We start from the raw sequence: 19,356 nt of genomic DNA, 5'->3' as shown, positions 1-19,356 counted from the left end.
CAGTTCTGCTGCCATCGGGCAGCCGTTCGTTCAACCGTAGGGGGGGTCAGTTTTAGGTGTCGCCAGGGGGTCAATTCCTGGTGTCGCTTGACACGGGGTCCTTGCAGTACAAGGGATGGTGGAATGGCTGATCGGAATTCTTCACACAGGCGGACGCCGCCCGGGGTCGCACCCGCCCAACTGGCGTCCATTCAGTCAGATTTCACCCAGGCGTGGCAGGCGCTGCTGGACCGGTTCCGGCAAGGCGCGCTGACCCCGCCGGCCGACCGCCGTTTCGCTTCCGACGCCTGGGCCGCCAGTCCCCAGGCCCTGTTCTCGGCGCATGCCTATCTGCTCATGGCCGATGCGCTGCGGCGCCTGGCGCAGGCCGCCGATCTCGAAGAGGCCGCGCGCGAACGCCTGCAGTTCTCCGTCATGCAATGGATCGAGGCCGCTGCGCCGTGCAATTTCCTGGCGTCCAACCCCGACGCCCTGAAGGCCCTGGCCGACAGCGGCGGCGAATCCCTGCAGCGCGGGCTGGCGAACCTGATGCGCGACATGACGCGCGGCCGCATCACCCAGACCGACGAATCCGCCTTCGCGCCGGGCGAAAATCTCGCCGTCACCCCGGGGACGGTGATCCACGAAAACGCCCTGATGCAGCTCATCCAGTACCGGCCGCAGACGGCGAAGGTCCGCCGGCGGCCCCTGCTGATGGTGCCGCCCTGCATCAACAAGTTCTACATCCTCGACCTGCAGCCGGCCAATTCCCTGGTGCAGCATGCCGTGCAGGCCGGCTTCGAGGTCTTCATGGTGTCCTGGCGCAACCCGCTGCCGGACGACACCGACGGCATCGAGTGCAAGACCTGGGACGATTACGTCGAGGACGGCGTGCTGCGGGCCATCGAGGTCGTGCGCGACGTGACCCGCCAGCCGCAGATCAACGCCCTGGGCTTTTGCGTGGGGGGCACGCTGCTCGCCAGCGCCCTGGCCGTGGCGCGTGCGCGCGGCGAAGACCCGGTGGCCGCGCTGACCCTGCTGACCACCTTCCTGGATTTCCGCGAGACCGGCATCCTCGACGTCTTCGTCGACGAGCAGCATGCCCGCGCGCGCGAGCAGCAGCTGGGCGCGGGCGGCCTGATGACGGCGGGCGAGCTGGCCACCACCTTCTCGTTCCTGCGGCCTTCCGAACTGGTGTGGAACTACGTCGGCTCCAACTACCTGCTGGGCGAATCCCCCCGGGCCTTCGACCTGCTGGCCTGGAACGCCGACGGCACCAACCTGCCGGGGCCGTTCTTCACCTGGTATTTCCGCAATACCTACCTGGAAAACCGCCTCATGACCGGGCAGCTGCGCATCTGCGGCGAAGCCGCCGATCTCGGTGCCCTGGACATGCCCGCCTACCTGTACGCCTCGCGCGAAGACCACATCGTGCCCTGGACCTCGGCCTACGCCTCGACGCGGCTGCTGCGCGGGCCGCTGTGCTTCGTGCTGGGCGAATCGGGCCACATCGCGGGGGTGGTCAACCCTCCCGAGCGCGGCCGCCGCGGCTACTGGTCCCAGGATCGGGACGCCGCCCTGCCGGGCGATCCGGACGCCTGGCTGGAACAGGCCGCCCATGCCCGCGGCAGCTGGTGGCCCGACTGGCTGGAATGGCTGGCCGGGCACTCGGAGGACTGGCGGCCCGCCCGCCGCACCCCGGGCAATCGAAAATATCCCGCCATAGAGCCCGCACCCGGGCGCTATGTCAAAGTCAAAGCAGTCTGAAAAGGAGAACACCATGAGCGGCAAACTGGCTTACGTGACGGGGGGCATGGGCGGCATCGGAACGTCGATCTGCCAGCGCCTCGCGAAAGAAGGCTTCACGGTGGTGGCCGGTTGCGGTCCGAGCCGGGACCACGCCAAGTGGCTGGACGAGCAGGCCGCGCTGGGCTACAAGTTCAGCGCCTCGGTGGGCAACGTGTCCGACTGGGATTCCACGGTCGAGGCCTTCGTCAGGGTCAAGGAACAATTCGGTCCGGTCGACGTGCTGGTGAACAACGCGGGCATCACGCGCGACGGCGTCTTCCGCAAGATGAGCCAGGAAGATTGGCGCGCCGTCATCGACACCAACCTGAACAGCCTGTTCAACGTGACCAAGCAGGTCATCGACGACATGGTGGACCGCCAGTGGGGGCGGATCATCAACATCAGTTCGGTCAACGGCCAGAAGGGCCAGTTCGGCCAGACCAACTATTCCACCGCCAAGGCGGGCATCCACGGCTTCACCATGGCCCTGGCCCAGGAAGTCGCCAGCAAGGGCGTCACCGTCAACACCGTCTCGCCGGGCTACATCGGCACCGACATGGTGCGGGCCATCCGCCCCGACGTGCTGGAAAAGATCGTCGCCACCATCCCGGTCAAGCGCCTGGGCACGCCGGAGGAAATCGGCTCCATCGTCGCCTGGCTGGCGTCCGACGATTCAGGCTTTGCCACGGGGGCGGATTTCTCGCTGAACGGCGGCCTGCACATGGGTTGATCATGGCACGCCACACCCATCCACCCCAGGCGGAACGGCTGATCAAGAAATACCCCAACCGCCGCCTCTACGACACCCAGTCCAGCGCCTACATCACGCTGGCCGACATCAAGCAGCTCGTCCTGGACAACGCGGTGTTCAAGGTCGTCGACGCCAAGACCGGCGACGACCTGACCCGCAGCATCCTGCTCCAGATCATCCTGGAAGAAGAATCCGGCGGCGTGCCCATGTTCTCGGCCGAGGCGCTGGCGCAGATCATCCGCTTCTACGGCCACGCCATGCAGGGCGTGATGGGCACCTTCCTGGAAAAGAACATCCAGGTGCTGATGGACATCCAGGACCGCATGGCCGAGCAGTCCCAGGGGCTGTACCAGCAGCATTTCGGCCCGGAAGCCTGGGCCCAGCTGATGAGCATGCAGACCCCGGCCCTGCAGAACATGATGAACAACTACATCGAGCAAAGCCGCGGCCTGTTCGTCCAGATGCAGGACCAGATGCAGGACCAGACGCGCACCATGTTCTCGGCCTTTCCCTTCGCCGGGCAGCCGCCCGAAGGCGGAAAGAAAAAGAAATGACCGCGGGCCGGCCGGGCCCCGCGTCCGGTCGCGCCGCACCTCCGCGGCGCATTCTTTTTGATCCAACCCCGTTCCAATCCGGCCTCCGGGTGTTATAGTTTCGTAACGAGAATCATTCCTCTTATTACCACGGAGATCGTTCATGGTGAAAAAACTGTTCGTCGCGCTGGCCGGCATCGGCCTGGCTTCTTCCGCCCTGGCGGCCGAATACCCCATCGGCGAGCCCAGCGAGCTCAACGGGCTGGAAGTGGCGGCGGTCTATCTGCAGCCGGTGGAAATGGAACCGGAAGGCATGATGCGCGCCGCGAAGGATTCCGACATCCACCTGGAAGCGGACATCCACGCCACGGCGGACAACAAGAACGGCCTGCCCGAAGGCGCCTGGGCGCCGTACCTGAACATCCAGTACGTGCTGCAGAAGCAGGGCAGCGACAAGGTCCTCAAGGGCGACCTGATGCCCATGGTGGCCAACGACGGTCCGCACTACGGCGACAACGTCAAGCTCGAAGGCCCGGGCAAATACAACCTGACCTTCGTCATCGGCTCGCCCGAGACCGCGCACAACAACCACTTCGGCCGCCACGTGGACAAGGAAACCGGCGTCGCGCCGTGGTTCAAGACCTTCGAGGTCAAATACGAGTTCGTCTATGCCGGCACCGGCAAGAAGGGCGGCTACTGATCGCGGGGCGGCTGTCATGACGACACGCATGCGCGTCTGGATGGCCCTGGCGGCCCTGGCGTGGGCGGGCTGGCTGGCGCCGCTGCCGGCGGCCCGCGCCGCCGACATGCCGGTCTACACGCTGACCTTCAAGGCCGACGGCACCTTCGAGCCGGCCCGCCTGGAAGTACCGGCGGGCCGCTTCAAGATCGTCCTGGTCAACGAAAGCAGCGAGGCCGTCGAATTCGAGAGCCTGCCGCTGCGCAAGGAAAAGGTGCTCGGGCCGGGGGTCACCTCGTTCGTGGTGCTGACCCTGTCGCGGCCGGGCGAATATCCCTTCTTCGACGACTTCCATCCCCAGGTGAAGGGCACCCTGGTGGTGCTGCCCAAGCCCTGACGAGCATGGATGGATCCTGATCATCATGGAACAAGTCGGCTTCATCGTCTGGCGTGAAAGTGTCGAGGCCCTGCTGGTCGTCGGCATCCTGTATTCCTGGCTGCGCGCCTCGCCGGAAGGCCGGCGCGGCCTGCCCTGGCTGTGGGGCGGTGTCGGCGCCGGGCTGCTGCTGGCCGGCGCGCTGGCGCTGGTGCTGCTGGGGATTTCCTCCTGGCTGTCCGACGAGGGCCAGGAATGGTTCCAGGCCCTGATGGCGCTGGCGGCCTGCGGGCTGGTGGTGCAGATGGTCGTCTGGATGCGTGCCCACGGGCGCGGCCTGAAGCGCGAGCTGGAATCGGGCGCGTCCGAGCAGGTCGGCGGCGATCACTGGTGGGGCCTGCTCGCCCTGGTCATGATCGCCGTCGCGCGCGAAGGCAGCGAGACCGTGGTCTTCCTGTATGGCACCGTCCTGTCCTCGCAGGACGCGGGCGGCGTCGGCGCCATGGTGCTGGCCGGGCTGGGCGGGTTCGCGGCGGCGCTGCTGACTTTCTGGCTGCTGCAGCTGGGCGGGCGGATCATCACCTGGCGGCGCTTCTTCAAGCTGACGGAAATTCTTTTGCTGCTGCTGGCCGGCGCGCTGCTGGTGTCGGCCACGGACCGGCTGATTTCGCTCGACGTGCTGCCGACCCTGATGGACCCGGTGTGGGATACGTCCTGGCTGCTGGACACCGAAGGCGGGCTGGGCAAGGTCCTGGCCGATTTCGCCGGCTACCGCGCCTACCCCGCGCTGTCGCAGCTGCTGATCTGGCTGGCGTACTGGGGCATCGTGGCGTGGCTGCTGCGCCGCGCCTCGCGCGGGGCCGCGCCGGCCGCCGCCGGGGCCAAGGCGGGCGCGGCGGCGTAGCGCGCCGCGGGTCTGGCGCGCCGCGGGTCGCTGGTCCCCACGCGCCGTCGGGCCCGTTCCTCGGCTCCCGGTCGCCGGCGCCCCGTCCGCGGCGTCCGGGCCCGGGGGCCCCGGCCCTTCAGGTCCGGAAGCCTTCCAGCACGATCTTGCCCCGGGCGCGGCCGCTTTCCAGCAGGGCGTGCGCCTTCCGCAGGTTGGCCGCGTCGATCGGCCGCAGGGTCTCGGTCAGCGTGGTGCGCAGCCGGCCCGCGTCCACCAGGCGGGAGACCTCATCCAGCAGGCGGCCCTGTTCCTCGATGTCCACGGTCCCGAACATCGAGCGGGTGTACATGAATTCCCAATGGATGGACACCGACTTGCGCTTGAACAGCTTCACGTCGATGGCCTCGGGGTCGTCGATCAGGCCCAGGCGGCCCTGCGGGGCGATCAGCTCGGCGATCTGCGCCGCGTGCCGGTCGGTCGCGGTCGTCGAGAAGACGAAGGCGGGCTGGCCGAGGCCCAGGGCCGCCACCTGCGCGGCCAGGGGTTCGCGGTGATCCACGACGTGGTCGGCGCCCAGCGCCTCGACCCAGGCCCGGGTCTCCGGACGGGACGCGGTGGCGACGACGGTCAGGTCCGTGAGCGCCTTGGCGAGCTGGATGGCGATCGAGCCCACGCCGCCCGCGCCGCCGACGATCAGGACGGCGTTCGCCGCGCCGGGCACCGGACGCCGCACGTCGAGCCGGTCGAACAGCATTTCCCAGGCGGTGATGGCCGTCAGGGGCAGGGCGGCCGCCTCGGCGTCGCCGAGCGAGCGGGGCTTGCGGCCGACGATGCGTTCGTCGACCAGGTGGAATTCGCTGTTGGCGCCCGGCCGGTCCAGCGCGCCGGCGTAGAACACCGCGTCGCCAGGCTGGAAGCGCGTGGCCTCGGGGCCGGCGGCCGCGACCCGTCCGACGGCGTCCCAGCCCAGCACCTTCCACTGGCCGGGCTCGGGCGACACGTTCCGGCGGATCTTGGTATCCACCGGGTTGACGGACACCGCCGCGACTTCGACCAGCAGGTCGCGGCCCCGGGGCGCGGGGCGATCGAGTTCGATGTCGACCAGCGCGTCGTCGCGGTCGAGGGGGCCGGCCTGCCGGTATCCGATGGCTTTCATGAGGCAACTCCTGTTTGCTTGGAAGAGGGGATGCGGGGAGAATACCGCCTTGGCCTCAAGACGTGAAATGGCATAGCCGCATGATTTCGTCACATTCCTTCCGTTCCGGCGTCGCGCGCGCGGGGGATTTCCTGCGCGACCACCAGCGCGCGATCCGGCGGATGCAGTGGGCCATCGTCGCCGTCTACGTCGCCCTGCTGGCGATTCCGGCGGCCATGCCGCTGCCGGACCGCACCGCCTCCGTCTTCAACAACCTCACCGTCCTCGCCCAGTTCGCCTTCTGGGGCATCTGGTGGCCCTTCGTGCTGGTGTCCATCCCTCTGTTCGGGCGCGCCTGGTGCGGCCTGTTCTGTCCCGAGGGCGCGCTGACCGAATGGGCCAGCCGGCACGGGCGCGGGCGGGCCATCCCGCGCTGGATGCGCTGGGGCGGCTGGCCCTTCGTGGCCTTCAGCCTGACCACGATCTACGGCCAGCTGGTCAGTGTCTACCAGTATCCCTGGGCGGTCGCGGCCGTGCTGGGCGGCTCCACCGTGGCCGCCATGATCGTCGGCTGGCTCTACGGGCGCGACAAGCGCGTCTGGTGCAAGTACCTCTGCCCGGTCAACGGGGTGTTCAACCTGCTGGCCAAGCTCGCGCCCTGGCACTACCGGGTGGACGCCGCCGCCTGGCGCGCGCCCGTGCGGCGGACCGAAACCATCAATTGCGCGCCGCTGCTGCCCCTGCGCAACATGCAGGGCGCGGCCGAATGCCACATGTGCGGCCGCTGCAGCGATTACCGCGGCGCCATCACGCTGACGCCGCGCTCGCCGGAGGCCGAGATCGTCCACGTGGCCGAGGGCGGCGGCTGGCAGACGGCGCTGATCGTCTTCGGCCTGATGGGCCTGGCGGTGGGCGCCTTCCTGTGGAGCGCCAGCCCCTGGTTCGTGTCCCTCAAGCAGTCCGCCGCGGCCTGGCTGGTGGCGCGGGACATCTACTGGCCCCTGGCCGACAATGCGCCCTGGTTCATCCTGACCCACTATCCGGAAGTCAACGACAGCTTCAGCTGGCTGGACGGCGCCGTCATCCTGTGCTTCATCGGCGGCGCGGCGGCCGTCGTGGGCGGGGCCGTGTTCTGCGGCCTGTGGCTGGCCGATCGCGCGCTGCCGGCCGCCGAGCGGCCCGGCGTCCGCGATGCGGACGGCCGGCTGCTGCGCAGCCGCCTGGCGGGCGTGCACAAGCTCGCCCAGGGCCTGATCCCGGCCGCGGGCGCCGGGGTGTTCCTGGGGCTGTCGGCCACGACGCTGACCCTGCTGCAGCACGAGGGCGTCTCCACCGGCTGGGCCAATCCGGTGCGCTTCACGCTGCTGGCGCTGGCGCTGGCCTGGAGCCTGCGCTTCGAGTGGCGGCTGGCGGGCCTGCGCACGTGCCAGCCGCTGCGCAGGCTGGCGGCCGTGGTCCTGGTGGCCGCCGGCCTGCTGCCGTTCTGCTGGGCCTGGGTGCTGTTCTTCGTGCGCTGGTGAATCCGCGGCGACGCCGGCGGGGCCGTGGTTCCGCCGGGACGCGCGTTTCGAGGCCGCAAGCGCCGCTATTTGAAACATTCCACGACAACCGCGGAAAAACCGCTATTCTTATCCCAGGAGCGCCGCCGCCCGGCGGGGTGCGCATGAATTCCCCCCTGCGTCTTTGCCTGCCCTTACGATCGAGGAGCCTCATGGCGGCATTTTCCGCAAGACGAACATTCAGCCTCTGGTTTCCCGGCCTCGTGGTGGCCGTGTTCGGCTTCGGTCTCACCTACGCGCTGGCGCTGCAGCAACGGGATACGGGGCGGTCGATCGCCCAGCTCCGGTTTTCCGAGGAGGTCCGCTCTTCCACCGACGCCATCGCCCAGCGCATCGTGGCCTATGCCGAGGTCGTGGCCGGCCTGCGCGACCTGTTCACGGTGAATCCCGAGCTGGACGACCGGCTGTTCGACCGCGTGGTGACGCAGCACGACGTCCGCAAGAACTATCCCGAACTGGTGAACCTGTCCTTCGTGCGCTGGGTGCCCGCCCGCGAACTGCCCGCCTACGAAGCGCGGCTGCGCGCCCGCAGCGGGGCGCCTGCCGGTGCCTCCGTGCCCGTCATCCATCCGCGCATCGAACGGCCCGACCACTACATCGTCGAATACCTCTGGCCCAGGGAGGGCAACGCGGGCGTGTGGGGCCTGGACATCGCCTCCCAGCCCGCCAACCTGGCCTCCCTGCTGATGGGGCGGGCGACTGGCCATCCGGCCGCCTCCGCGCCTTTCGCCCTGCTGCAGGAAAAAGAGGACAGCACGGCCTTCGTCCTGCGCTTCCCGGTGTTCCATCGCGGCGAGGGCGACCGCTTCATCGGCGCGGTCGCCGCCGTGGTGCGGGTCAGCGGGATGCTGGACGCCATCCGCGCCTCCGGCTTCCTGCGCGGCCTGTCGGTGCGGCTGGAGGACGTGGGCGGCACGGGCGTGCCGGGGGTGCCGGCCGCGCTGGGCGTCTCGGTGCTGCCGCCGGACGATTCCGCCTCCCTGCTGGGGCTGGAGGAAACCCGCCTGCTGGACGTGATGGGCCGCACCTGGCGCCTGAGCTTCACGCCCAGCCATCCCCTGCTGTCTCCCACCGAGCGCCGCATGCCCTGGTGGATCGGTGGCGCCGGCGCGGTCCTGACCCTGCTGCTGGCGGCGCTGGCCACCCTGGCGGCGCGCCAGCGCACGCGCGCCTACACCGAAGTCGCCTCCACCCACGAGGCCCTGCGGCGCAGCGAGGAACGCTTCCGCGCCGTCTTCAACCAGGCGGCGGTGGGCGTATCCCTGACCGACGTGAAGACCGGCCGCCTGGTCCGCGTCAACCAGAAATACTGCGACATCCTCGGCTATGCGCGCGACGAACTGCTGCGGCTGGACTTCCGCCAGCTGACCCATCCGGACGACCTGGCATTGGACCTGGAACAGATGCAGCGCGTCCAGGCGGGGGAAATCCGCGAATTCCGCATCGAGAAGCGCGTGCTGCGCAAGAGCGGCGAGCCGATCTGGGTGGACCTGACGGTCTCGCCCATCTGGCAGCCGGGCGAGGCGCCCGACTACCACATCGCCGTCATCCAGGACATCGACGAGCGGCGCCGCATGCAGGACGCGCTGCGGGAGCGGGAGCGGCGCCTGCGCAGCATCCTCGACCACCTGCCGGTGGGCGTGTGCCTGGTGCGGCACGACGAACGCATCGCGTTCCGCAACCGGCAGTTCGTGCAGATCTTCGGCTACACCGAGCAGGATGTCCCGGACGTGCAGGCCTGGTGGGCGCGGATCTGTCCCGACCCGGCCGTGCGCGAACGGGCGCGCCAGCGCTGGTCGCGCCTGTGCGACGCGGCCCGCCGGTCGGGCGAAGGCGTCATCGCGGCGGGCGAATACCGCATCCTGTGCGGCGACGGCCGCCATCGGACGATCGAGGTCGCCGGCGTCCTGCTGGGCGACGACTACCTGCTGACCCTGGAGGACCTCACCCAGCGCCGCGCGGCCGAGGAGGAAATCAACTACCTGGCCTTCTACGATTCCCTGACCGGCCTGCCCAACCGCCGCCTGCTGCTGGACCGGCTGCAGCAGACCCTGGCGTCGGCGGCGCGCCATCAGCGCTGGGGCGCGCTGCTGATGCTGGACCTGGATCATTTCAAGACCCTGAACGAAACCCGCGGCCACGACAGCGGCGACCTGATGCTGCGCCAGGTGGCCGAGCGCCTGCGGACCAGCCTGCCCGATTCGCAGACCGTGGCGCGGCACGGGGACGACGAATTCGTGGTCGTCCTGGAGGACCTGGGCGCCTCGCCCGAAGAGGCCGCCGCCCAGGCGGAGGAAATCGGCCAGCGCATCCTGGCGCTGCTGAGCGCGCCCTATCTGCTGGGGGCGGAGCACTACCACGCCACCGTCAGCATGGGGGCGGCGGTGTTCCAGGGGCTGGAGCAGGGCGTGGACGAGCACATCAAGCGGGCCGACCTGGCCATGTACCAGGCCAAGGCGGCGGGGCGCAACACGCTGCGCTTCTACGATCCGCTGATGCAGGCCGCGGTGCACCGGCGGGCCACGCTGGAGCTGGACATGCGCATCGGCCTGGAGCGGGGCCAGTTCGAGCTGTTCTACCAGCCGCAGATGGACCGGGACCGCATCATCGGCTGCGAGGCGCTGCTGCGCTGGCACCATCCCCAGGACGGCTTCGTCTCGCCGGCCGCCTTCATCCCCCTGGCCGAGGAAACCGGCCTGATCCTGCCGCTGGGCGAATGGGTGCTGCGCGCCGCCTGCGAGCAGCTGGCCCGCTGGGCCCGGGATCCCGTGTTCGCGCACCTGAGCCTGGCCGTCAACGTCAGCCCGCGCCAGTTCCACCAGCCCGGCTTCGTCGATCAGACCCTGGCGGCCCTGGCGGGCAGCGGCGCGGACGCGAGCCGGCTCGAACTCGAACTCACCGAAGGCCTGCTGCTGCGGGACGTCGAGGACACGATCCGCAAGATGGTGCAGCTCAAGGGCTATGGCGTGGGCTTCTCGCTGGACGATTTCGGCACGGGCTATTCGTCGCTGGCCTACCTGAAGCGCCTGCCGCTCGACCAGCTGAAGATCGACCAGAGCTTCGTGCGCGACGTGCTGACCGATCCCAACGACGCGGCCATCGCGCGCACCATCGTCGCCCTGGGCATCAGCCTGGGCCTGCGCGTCATCGCCGAAGGGGTGGAAACCGAAGCCCAGCGCGCCTTCCTGGAGCGGCACCACTGCCATGCCTGGCAGGGCTACCTGCTCAGCCGCCCGCTGCCGGCCGCCGAATTCGAGGCCCTGGTGCGGCAGCAGGCCATGCGCTCGCACGCCCCCCCGGGGGTCGGGGCGTAGCGGGGAGGATGGGCGGTCTGGGGTTGGCGGTCGGGGGTCGGAATACCGGGGTCGGATACCCGCACCCGAAACGAAAACAGGCCGGATTCCACGGGAATCCGGCCTGCGTTCTGAATCTGGTTGCGGGGACAGGATTTGAACCTGTGACCTTCGGGTTATGAGCCCGACGAGCTGCCAGACTGCTCCACCCCGCGTCTGGAAAGCAAGACTATAGCAAGTCTGCGAAAATAATGCAAGCAACCGAGCGGAGTTCAAGCTAAAATGACGGAAACGGAAATCCTGCGCGTATTGGAAACGGCCTTGTTGTGCGCCGATGCGCCTCTCTCGGTCGCCGATCTGCGCAGTCTCTTTGAAGACACGATTTCCGGGGACGACATCCGCCGCCATCTGGCTGCCCTGCAGCTCGACTGGCAGGAACGGGGGCTCGAACTGGTGCAGATCGCCAGTGGCTGGCGCTTCCAGAGCCGTCCCGACATGCAGCGTTACCTGGGGCGCCTGAACCCCGAAAAACCGCCTCGCTATTCTCGCGCCGTGCTCGAAACGCTCGCCATCATCGCATGGCGGCAGCCCGTGACGCGCGGGGACATCGAGGACATCCGCGGCGTCACGGTCTCGGCACAGATCATCCGCACCCTCGAAGACCGGGGTTGGATCGAAACCCTGGGCTATCGCGACGCGCCGGGGCGTCCGGCCCTGCTGGGGACGACGCGCCGTTTCCTCGAAGACCTCGGGCTGCGGGCGCTGGACGAACTGCCCGCGCTCGACGCGGAGGACCCTGCGGAAGCGCTGGGCGTCCTGGCGTTCGACGCGGCGGAAGGACCGCGGGCCGCGCAGGAAGCGGACGCCGTGGTTGACGGGGACGGAGCCGGCGAGGCGGCCGGCGCGGATGCGGCCGGGCCGGCGCCCGCGCAGGAAGCTGCGGCGCGCGCCGATGCGCTCGATCCCCCGGCACCGCGGCCGCGAGGCCCCGACGAATGAAGAACAGAATTTTGTGTAGGAGTCACCGAACCCCATGACAGCAGAAATAGAGACGATGCCGCGCGCCGGAACGGACGCGCCCGAAACCCCGCCCGCCGCCGACAGCCGGCCGGAAAACGGCAAGCCGCGCGGACGCAAGCTGCGTACGCCGTTTCGCCGCCGCCGGGGAGACGCGCAGCAGGGCGATGCCCCGGGCGCCGAAGCCCGGGCAGCCGATCCCGGCGCGGGCATCGATGCGGGCACGGCGGAAGAAGCCGACCGCGCCCTGAACTACCTGAACGACGCCCACCCGACCGCCAAACGGCTGGACCGCTACCTGAACAGCGACGTCCTCATGCCGAAGCTGCACAAGGTCCTGGCCGACGCGGGCGTGGGTTCGCGGCGCGAGATGGAAGAGCTGATCATCGCCGGCCGCGTCTCCGTCAACGGCGAGCCCGCCCACGTGGGCCAGCGCATCGGCCCGGACGACAAGGTCCGCGTCAACGGCCGCCTGGTGGCGCGCCCCAAGGCGGGCAAGCTGCCCCGCGTCATCCTCTATCACAAGCCGGCCGGCGAGATCGTCAGCCACGACGACCCCGAAGGCCGCGCCTCCGTGTTCGCCCGCCTGCCGCGCATCCGCACCGGCAAATGGCTGTCGGTGGGACGCCTGGACCTGAACACCGAAGGCCTGCTGATCCTGACCACCTCGGGCGACCTCGCCAACCGGCTGTCGCATCCGCGCTACGGAGCCGAACGCGAATACGCGGTCCGCGTCCTGGGCGAGCTGGGCGAAGACGCGCAGGCCCGCCTGACCAGCGGCATCCAGCTGGAAGACGGCGAGGCCCATTTCAATTCCCTGGACTACATCGGCGGCGAAGGCAGCAATCGCTGGTACCGGGTCACGCTCAGCGAAGGCCGCAACCGCGAGGTGCGGCGCATGTTCGAGGCGGCGGGGGTGACCGTCAGCCGCCTGATCCGCACCCGCTTCGGCGACGTGATGCTGCCCACCAATCTGCGCCGCGGGCGCTGGGACGAGCTCGATTCCAGCCTGGTCGGCGCGCTGATGGTGCAGCTGGGCCTGCTGCGCGGCGCCGACGAGGACGACAGCCAGTCCGAGCGCCAGCCGCTGTCGCACGCCAGCGCCCTGCCGCCGGGGTTCGGCACGCCGGGCCAGAACGGCCAGAACGGCGCGCGCCTGAACCGCCGGGGGAAAGTGTCGGGCGGCCGCAAGGGCGGCATCGATCCGTTCACCACCGGGCTGCTCATCAGCGGCGGACTGGCCAACGGCCATCCCGACGGCGGCAAGTCCGGCCAGGCCGCGAAGCCCGGCCGCAAGCCGGCCCGGAAATCCCATGCCCCCGGCTTCGAGGCCGCGGAGACGCATGCCGAAGGCCGGCCCGCGAAGGCCCGTCCCGCGCGTCCCGGCAAGCCGGGCAAGCCCGTGGGCAAGGCGGCCGGAAAACCGGCGGGCAAGTCCGCCGGCAAGCCGGCCCGCTCCGGCAAGTCGGGCAAGCCGGCCCAGGGCGGGGCGGGGCAGCCCCCCGCCGAGGGCGCGCCCGCGGCGGCGCGTCCGCCCAAGGCGGCCCAGAAATCCGGCCGCAAGCCGGGCGCCAAGCCAGGCGGCAAGCCCGCGCGCAAGCAGGCGGGCGGCGAGGGCGGCGAACGCCAGCCCCGGGGCGCCCATGCGCACGAGTCCCGTTTGGGCTTCCTCGGCCGCGGCCGCTGATTTCGCGGAAGGCCGCGGGCGGCGGGTACGGGGCGAAGCGGCGGTCCGCCCCGTACCCCGCAGGATCCGGCCCGTGCGCGGGCTTCCATGAAAAAGGGTCTTCGGGCAAAGAAATGCTGTTATAATGTAAGGCTTTACAGCACCTTTGTGCTGTGTCCACCGGGGGTTTTGCCAGCGTGCGCGCCAGCGGCGCCACGTCAGCCAGCATGCCGGCCATTGTGCCGACACATGCGAGCCGCCGGCGGTTCCTGAATGGGCTTCGGGTTTTCCCGGGGCGAACAAAGGGCTGCGGGACAGCCCCTTTTTTTTGGAATTTATGGCGGATATCTTGACGGTCGCCCAGCAGGCCCTGCTGGGTTTCGATGTGGAACTGGTCGATGTGGAACGCGCGCCCCTGGGGCTTTTGCGTGTGGTGATCGATCGCCCCGGCGGGGTGCGCATCGAGGACTGCGAACAGGTCTCCCGCCAGTTGTCGCATGTGTTCGAGGTCGAAAACATCGACTACAAGCGCCTGGAGGTCAGCTCCCCCGGCGTGGACCGGCCCCTGCGCCGCCTGGCGGACTACGTCCGCTTCGCCGGCGAGCGCATCGAACTGCGCCTGCGCGAGCCGGTCGATTCCCGCAAGACCTTCACCGGCATCCTGCGGGCCAGCGGGGACGAACCGCCCGTGCTCAGCCTGGATTGGGAAGACCCGTCCGGCCAGCCACGGACGCTGCCGTTTTCTTTTGACGATGTGGACCGGGCTCGGCTGGACCCCGTTCTCGATTTCAAGGGTAAGAAGCGATGAGTCGCGAAATTCTGCTGTTGGTCGACGCCCTGGCGCGTGAAAAAAACGTCGAACGCGAAGTGGTGTTCGGCGCTCTCGAAAGCGCGCTGGCCTCGGCCATGAAAAAGCGGTTCAAGGAAGACGTGGACATCCGCGTGGCCATCGACCGCCAGACCGGCGAGCACGAAGGCTTCCGCCGCTGGCTGGTCGTGCCCGACGAGGCCGGCCTGCAGGAGCCCGACGCCCAGGAACTCCTCACCGACGCCCAGGACATCGTGCCGGGCATCGAGGTCGGCGAATACATCGAAGAACCCCTCGAACCCATCGAATTCGGCCGCATCGGCGCGCAGGCCGCCAAGCAGGCCATCCTGCAGAAGATCCGCGACGCCGAGCGCGAGCAGGTGCTCAACGACTTCCTGGACCGGGGCGAGACCATCGTGTCCGGCACCGTCAAGCGCCTGGACAAGGGCGACGCCATCGTCGAGATCGGCAAGGTCGAGGCCCGCCTGCCGCGTACCGAGATGATCCCCAAGGAAAACATCCGCGCCGGCGACCGCGTGCGCGCCTACGTCCTGAAGGTCGATCACGCCGCGCGCGGCCAGCAGGTCATCCTGTCGCGCACTTCGCCCGACTTCATCCGCGAGCTGTTCGAGAACGAAGTCCCCGAGATCGAGCAGGGCCTGCTCGAAATCAAGGCGGCCGCCCGCGACCCGGGCGTGCGTGCCAAAATCGCCGTCGTGGCGTACGATAAGCGCATCGATCCGATCGGCACCTGCGTCGGGATGCGTGGTTCGCGCGTCACGGCCGTGCGCAACGAGCTCGGCGGCGAGCAGGTGGACATCGTCCTGTGGGCCGACGACCCGGCGGAATTCGTGATCGGCGCGCTGGCGCCGGCGCACGTCGAATCGATCCTGGTGGACGAGGACAAGCACGCGATGGACGTGGTGGTGGACGAGGAAAACCTCCCCAAGGCCATCGGCGCGCGCGGGCAGAACGTCCGCCTGGCGTCCGAGCTGACCGGCTGGCAGATCAACATCATGACGCCCGAGGAAAGCCAGAGCCGCCAGGATGCCGAACGCGCGGCGCTGCGCCACACCTTCATCACGAAACTCGACGTGGACGAGGAAGTCGCCGACATCCTCATCGACGAAGGGTTCACCGGTCTCGAGGAAATCGCCTACGTGCCCCTGCAGGAACTGCTGGATATCGAGGCCTTCGACGAGGAAACCGTCAACGAATTGCGCACGCGTGCGCGCAACGCCTTGCTGACCGAGGCCATCGCCCAGGAAGAGCGCGTGCAGACCGCCCGCGACCTGCTGGAAATCAAGGGCATGGACCCGGCCCTGGTGGCGAAGCTGGCCGAAAAAGGCATCACCACGCTCGACGACCTGGCCGAACTGGCCGCGGACGAGCTGGCCGAACTGACCGGGCTGCCCGAGGACACCGCCAGCGACATGATCATGCAGGCGCGGGCCCACTGGTTCGAGGACGACGAGGCCTGATCGCCACGTCGCATCGAACCGCGCAGCCCTTCAACGTAGTGAAAGAGAGAGTCGAATGCCGAGTAACACCGTCGCCCAATTCGCCGAAGAACTGAACATGCCCGCCAACGTCCTGCTGGATCATTTCCGCTCGGCCGGCGTCGAGCTGGACTCGGTGAACGCCGACGTGACCGAAGCAGACAAGAGCGCCCTGCTCGAATCCCTGCGGCGTTCGCACGGTTCCGACACGGGCAAGAAGGTCGTGCTGACGCGCCGCAAGACGTCCGAGATCCACCAGGCCGACAGTTCCGGCCGTTCGCGCACGATCCAGGTCGAGGTGCGCAAGAAGCGCGTGCTGGTCAAGCGCGACCGCCCCGAGCCGGCCGAGGCCGCCCGGGCCGAAGCCGCCGCCCAGACCGCAGCGCCTGCCGCCCCGGCCGCCCCGGCCGCCGCCGCGCCGGCGCCGGAAGCGCCCGCCGTCCGGACCGAGCCCGCCGCCGCGGCCCAGCCGGCCGCCGAGAGCCGCCCGGCCGGGCCCGCTGCGCCCCAGGCGGCGCCGGCCGCGCCGGCCGCGCCGGCGGCCGAGGCCGCCCCCGCGCCGGCCGAGCCCGACGCACAGCAGAACGAACCCGCCGAGGCCCAGGCCCCGACCGCAACCAAACAGGACACCGTGAGCACAACCCCTGTTGCCGAGCCCGCGGCCCAGGCGCCCGCCGCGCTCGAACCCGCGCCGGCCGCCGAACCGCCGGCTTCGCGTACCGAACCCGCAGCCGCATCCTCCGCGCCGGTGGCTGCGCCGCAGGCCACGCCGGGCAAGGCCCGCCGCGCGCCGGCCGACGCCGACCGCGAGCGCGCCCGCCGCGCCGCCGAGGCCGAGGCCGCCGCCCTGCGCGAAATGATGCGCCAGCCGCGCAAGGTCCTGCGCGCGCCGGAACCCGAGGAGCCCGCCACCACCGGCACGCTGCACAAGCCCGCCGGCACCAAGGCGGCTCCCGCCAAGAAGGAATCCGAGGGCAAGAAGGTCATCAAGACCGCCGACGTGTCCTCGAGCTGGTCCAACGACGGCCGCAAGAAGCCTTCCAAGGCCGAGACGCTGTCGCCGGGCGCCGGGCGCGATGCCTGGCGCGCGGGCGGCAAGGGCGGCCGCAGCAGCGGCAAGGGCGCGCGCGGCAAGGGCCGCCGCCAGGCCGAGCACCAGGAACCGATGCAGGCCGAATTCATCGCCCGCGAGATCCACGTGCCGGAGACGATTTCCGTCGCCGACCTGGCCCACAAGATGTCCGTGAAGGCGGCCGAAGTCATCAAGCATCTGATGAAGCTCGGCCAGATGGTCACCATCAACCAGATCCTGGACCAGGAAACGGCCATGATCGTGGTCGAGGAACTGGGCCACACCGCCATCGCCGCGAAGCTGGACGATCCGGAAGCCTTCCTCGCCGACACCGAATCCTCCGACGAGGCCGAGGCCCTGCCGCGCGCGCCGGTGGTCACCGTCATGGGCCACGTCGACCACGGCAAGACCTCGCTGCTGGACTACATCCGCCGCACCAAGGTCGCCACCGGCGAGGCCGGCGGCATCACCCAGCACATCGGCGCCTACAGCGTCAAGACCGACCGCGGCGTGGTGGCCTTCCTGGACACCCCGGGCCACGAGGCCTTCACGGCCATGCGCGCCCGCGGCGCCCAGGCCACCGACATCGTCATCCTGGTGGTGGCGGCCGACGACGGCGTCATGCCCCAGACCCGGGAAGCCATCCACCACGCCCGCGCGGCCAACGTGCCCCTGGTCGTGGCGATCAACAAGATCGACAAGCCGGAAGCCAATCCCGAGCGCGTCAAGCAGGAACTGGTGGCCGAGCAGGTCGTGCCGGAAGAATACGGCGGCGACGTGCCCTTCATCCCCGTATCCGCCAAGACCGGCCAGGGCATCGACGAGCTGCTGGAAAACGTCCTGCTGCAGGCCGAGATCCTGGAACTCAAGGCGCCCGTCGACGCGCCGGCCAAGGGCATCGTCATCGAGGCCCGGCTGGACAAGGGCCGCGGCCCCGTGGCCACGATCCTGGTCCAGAGCGGCACCCTGCATCGCGGCGACGCCGTGCTGGCGGGCGTGGCCTTCGGCAAGGTGCGCGCCATGCTGAACGACACCGGCAAGCCCACGTCCGAAGCCGGCCCCTCGACCCCGGTCGAGATCCAGGGCCTGGCCGAGGTCCCGGCCGCCGGTGACGAGGTCCTGGTCCTGAACGACGAACGCAAGGCGCGCGAGATCGCCCTGTTCCGCCAGGGCAAGTTCCGCGACGTCAAGCTCGCCCGCCAGCAGGCGGCCAAGCTGGAGTCCATGTTCGACAACCTGGGCGAGGGCGTGCGCACCCTGCCGCTGATCGTCAAGACCGACGTCCAGGGTTCCCAGGAAGCGCTGGTGCAGTCGCTGCTCAAGCTCTCCACCGACGAGGTCCGGGTGCAGGTGGTGCACGCGGCCGTGGGCGGCATCTCCGAAAGCGACGTCAATCTGGCGATCGCCTCGGGCGCCGTGGTGATCGGCTTCAACGTGCGGGCCGACGCCTCGGCCAAGAAGCTGGCCGAGACCAACGACATCGACCTGCGCTACTACAACATCATCTACGACGCGATCGACGACGTGCGCAACGCCATGTCGGGGATGCTGGCGCCCGAAAAGCGCGAGGAAGTCATCGGCCTGGTCGAGATCCGCGAGATCTTCACCGTGTCGCGCGTGGGCAACATCGCCGGCTGCATGGTGCTCGAAGGCCTCGTGCGCCGCGATTCCCAGGTCCGCCTGCTGCGCAACCACGTGGTGCACTGGACCGGCTCGCTGGATTCGCTGCGCCGCTTCAAGGACGACGTCAAGGAAGTCAAGGCGGGCTTCGATTGCGGCATCACGCTCAAGGGCAACAACGACATCCAGGTGGGCGACCAGCTCGAAGTCTTTGAAATCAAGGAAGTCGCCCGCACGCTCTGAGCGCGCGGCATGAATCATGGGTCGTCATAAATCCAAGCCGAATCCCGGACGCAACACGCGCCTGGCCGACCAGATCCAGAAGGACCTGGCGGCCCTGGTGCAGCGCGAGCTCGACGTCGCGCGCGCCGGCCTGATCACGCTCACCGGCGTCGATCTGTCGGCCGACTACGCCCATGCCAAGGTCTACTTCACCGTGCTGGGCGCCGAGCCCGAAGCCGCCGCCCAGGCCCTCAACGACAAGGCGGGCTGGCTGCACTCGCAGCTCTTCCGGCTGCTGCACATCCATACGGTGCCCACCCTGCGCTTCGTGCACGACGCGCAGCTGGCACGCGGCATCGAACTCACGCAACTGATCGATCGGGCCAACCGTCCCCAGGCGGGCGCTTCGGACATCCCCGAACTCGAAGACCCGGACGGCCAGCCCTGACAGGGCGGTCGTCACTCATCTGGAC

General features: G+C 69.4%; 14 protein-coding genes, 1 tRNA gene and 1 pseudogene. 14 read left to right on the top strand and 2 right to left on the bottom strand.

All coding sequences use genetic code 11. The annotated features are described in order from the left end of the window. Positions 1-123: 123 nt before the first annotated feature. The 6 genes from HNR28_RS15965 (at position 124) to HNR28_RS15940 (ending at position 5,010) form a co-directional block, all read left to right on the top strand. Positions 124-1,746, top strand: coding sequence for a PHA/PHB synthase family protein (locus HNR28_RS15965; RefSeq protein ID WP_151025515.1), 1,623 nt, complete (start codon positions 124-126; stop codon positions 1,744-1,746). A 13-nt stretch (positions 1,747-1,759) separates the two neighbouring features. After that, entirely contained in the window at positions 1,760-2,497 is a 738-nt protein-coding gene (locus HNR28_RS15960) for a 3-ketoacyl-ACP reductase (RefSeq protein WP_043683491.1), read from the top strand. Between the two features lie 2 nt (positions 2,498-2,499). Further along, the gene (gene phaR / locus HNR28_RS15955; protein ID WP_043683488.1) at positions 2,500-3,072 is read left to right on the top strand and encodes a polyhydroxyalkanoate synthesis repressor PhaR; all 573 of its coding nucleotides are present in this window, start codon (positions 2,500-2,502) and stop codon (positions 3,070-3,072) included. Positions 3,073-3,214: 142 nt separating this feature from the next. Further along, positions 3,215-3,751 (top strand): iron transporter, encoded by a 537-nt coding sequence (locus HNR28_RS15950; protein ID WP_151025514.1) that lies wholly within the window; start codon positions 3,215-3,217, stop codon positions 3,749-3,751. Between the two features lie 16 nt (positions 3,752-3,767). Then, entirely contained in the window at positions 3,768-4,127 is a 360-nt protein-coding gene (locus HNR28_RS15945) for a cupredoxin domain-containing protein (RefSeq protein WP_409360373.1), read from the top strand. 25 nt (positions 4,128-4,152) lie between these two features. Next, entirely contained in the window at positions 4,153-5,010 is an 858-nt protein-coding gene (locus HNR28_RS15940) for an FTR1 family iron permease (RefSeq protein ID WP_151025513.1), read from the top strand. A 118-nt stretch (positions 5,011-5,128) separates the two neighbouring features. Here the strand turns inward: HNR28_RS15940 and HNR28_RS15935 are convergent, their stop codons facing one another. Beyond that, on the bottom strand, positions 5,129-6,148 hold the full coding sequence (locus HNR28_RS15935; RefSeq protein WP_151025276.1) for a zinc-binding alcohol dehydrogenase family protein: 1,020 nt from the start codon (positions 6,146-6,148) through the stop codon (positions 5,129-5,131). Between the two features lie 80 nt (positions 6,149-6,228). Here HNR28_RS15935 and HNR28_RS15930 point away from each other — a divergent pair, with 80 nt between their 5' ends. After that, a complete protein-coding gene (locus HNR28_RS15930) occupies positions 6,229-7,647 on the top strand; it encodes a 4Fe-4S binding protein (protein ID WP_151025277.1) in 1,419 nt (472 codons plus the stop codon). A 191-nt stretch (positions 7,648-7,838) separates the two neighbouring features. Further along, entirely contained in the window at positions 7,839-11,000 is a 3,162-nt protein-coding gene (locus HNR28_RS15925) for a bifunctional diguanylate cyclase/phosphodiesterase (protein ID WP_151025278.1), read from the top strand. A gap of 117 nt (positions 11,001-11,117) precedes the next feature. Here HNR28_RS15925 and HNR28_RS15920 read toward each other — a convergent pair. Next, a tRNA-Met gene (locus HNR28_RS15920) sits at positions 11,118-11,194 on the bottom strand. A 67-nt stretch (positions 11,195-11,261) separates the two neighbouring features. Here HNR28_RS15920 and scpB point away from each other — a divergent pair. From scpB to rbfA, 6 genes and pseudogenes are all read left to right on the top strand, one after another. Continuing rightward, a pseudogene (scpB, locus tag HNR28_RS15915) lies at positions 11,262-11,930 on the top strand (SMC-Scp complex subunit ScpB); the annotation flags it as partial. Positions 11,931-12,012: 82 nt separating this feature from the next. After that, a complete protein-coding gene (locus HNR28_RS15910; protein WP_151025280.1) occupies positions 12,013-13,683 on the top strand; it encodes a pseudouridine synthase in 1,671 nt (556 codons plus the stop codon). Positions 13,684-13,999: 316 nt separating this feature from the next. Beyond that, positions 14,000-14,470 carry a ribosome maturation factor RimP gene (rimP, locus tag HNR28_RS15905; protein ID WP_043683471.1) on the top strand — a complete coding sequence of 157 codons (471 nt, stop codon included), beginning with the start codon at positions 14,000-14,002 and terminating at the stop codon, positions 14,468-14,470. Next, entirely contained in the window at positions 14,467-15,951 is a 1,485-nt protein-coding gene (gene nusA / locus HNR28_RS15900) for a transcription termination factor NusA (RefSeq protein WP_043683469.1), read from the top strand. The genes rimP and nusA overlap by 4 nt, the downstream gene beginning before the upstream one ends. Before the next feature lie 55 nt (positions 15,952-16,006). Further along, the gene (gene infB / locus HNR28_RS15895; protein WP_184143051.1) at positions 16,007-18,904 is read left to right on the top strand and encodes a translation initiation factor IF-2; all 2,898 of its coding nucleotides are present in this window, start codon (positions 16,007-16,009) and stop codon (positions 18,902-18,904) included. 16 nt (positions 18,905-18,920) lie between these two features. Next, positions 18,921-19,331: a 30S ribosome-binding factor RbfA gene (gene rbfA / locus HNR28_RS15890; protein ID WP_043683465.1), complete on the top strand. Its 411-nt coding sequence runs from the start codon at positions 18,921-18,923 to the stop codon at positions 19,329-19,331. Positions 19,332-19,356: the final 25 nt, after the last annotated feature.

Source organism: Castellaniella defragrans, from assembly GCF_014203015.1.
GTDB lineage: Bacteria > Pseudomonadota > Gammaproteobacteria > Burkholderiales > Burkholderiaceae_B > Castellaniella > Castellaniella defragrans.
The sequence above is the reverse complement of the archived record's forward strand: the minus strand, read 5'-3'. Positions and strand labels throughout refer to the sequence as shown.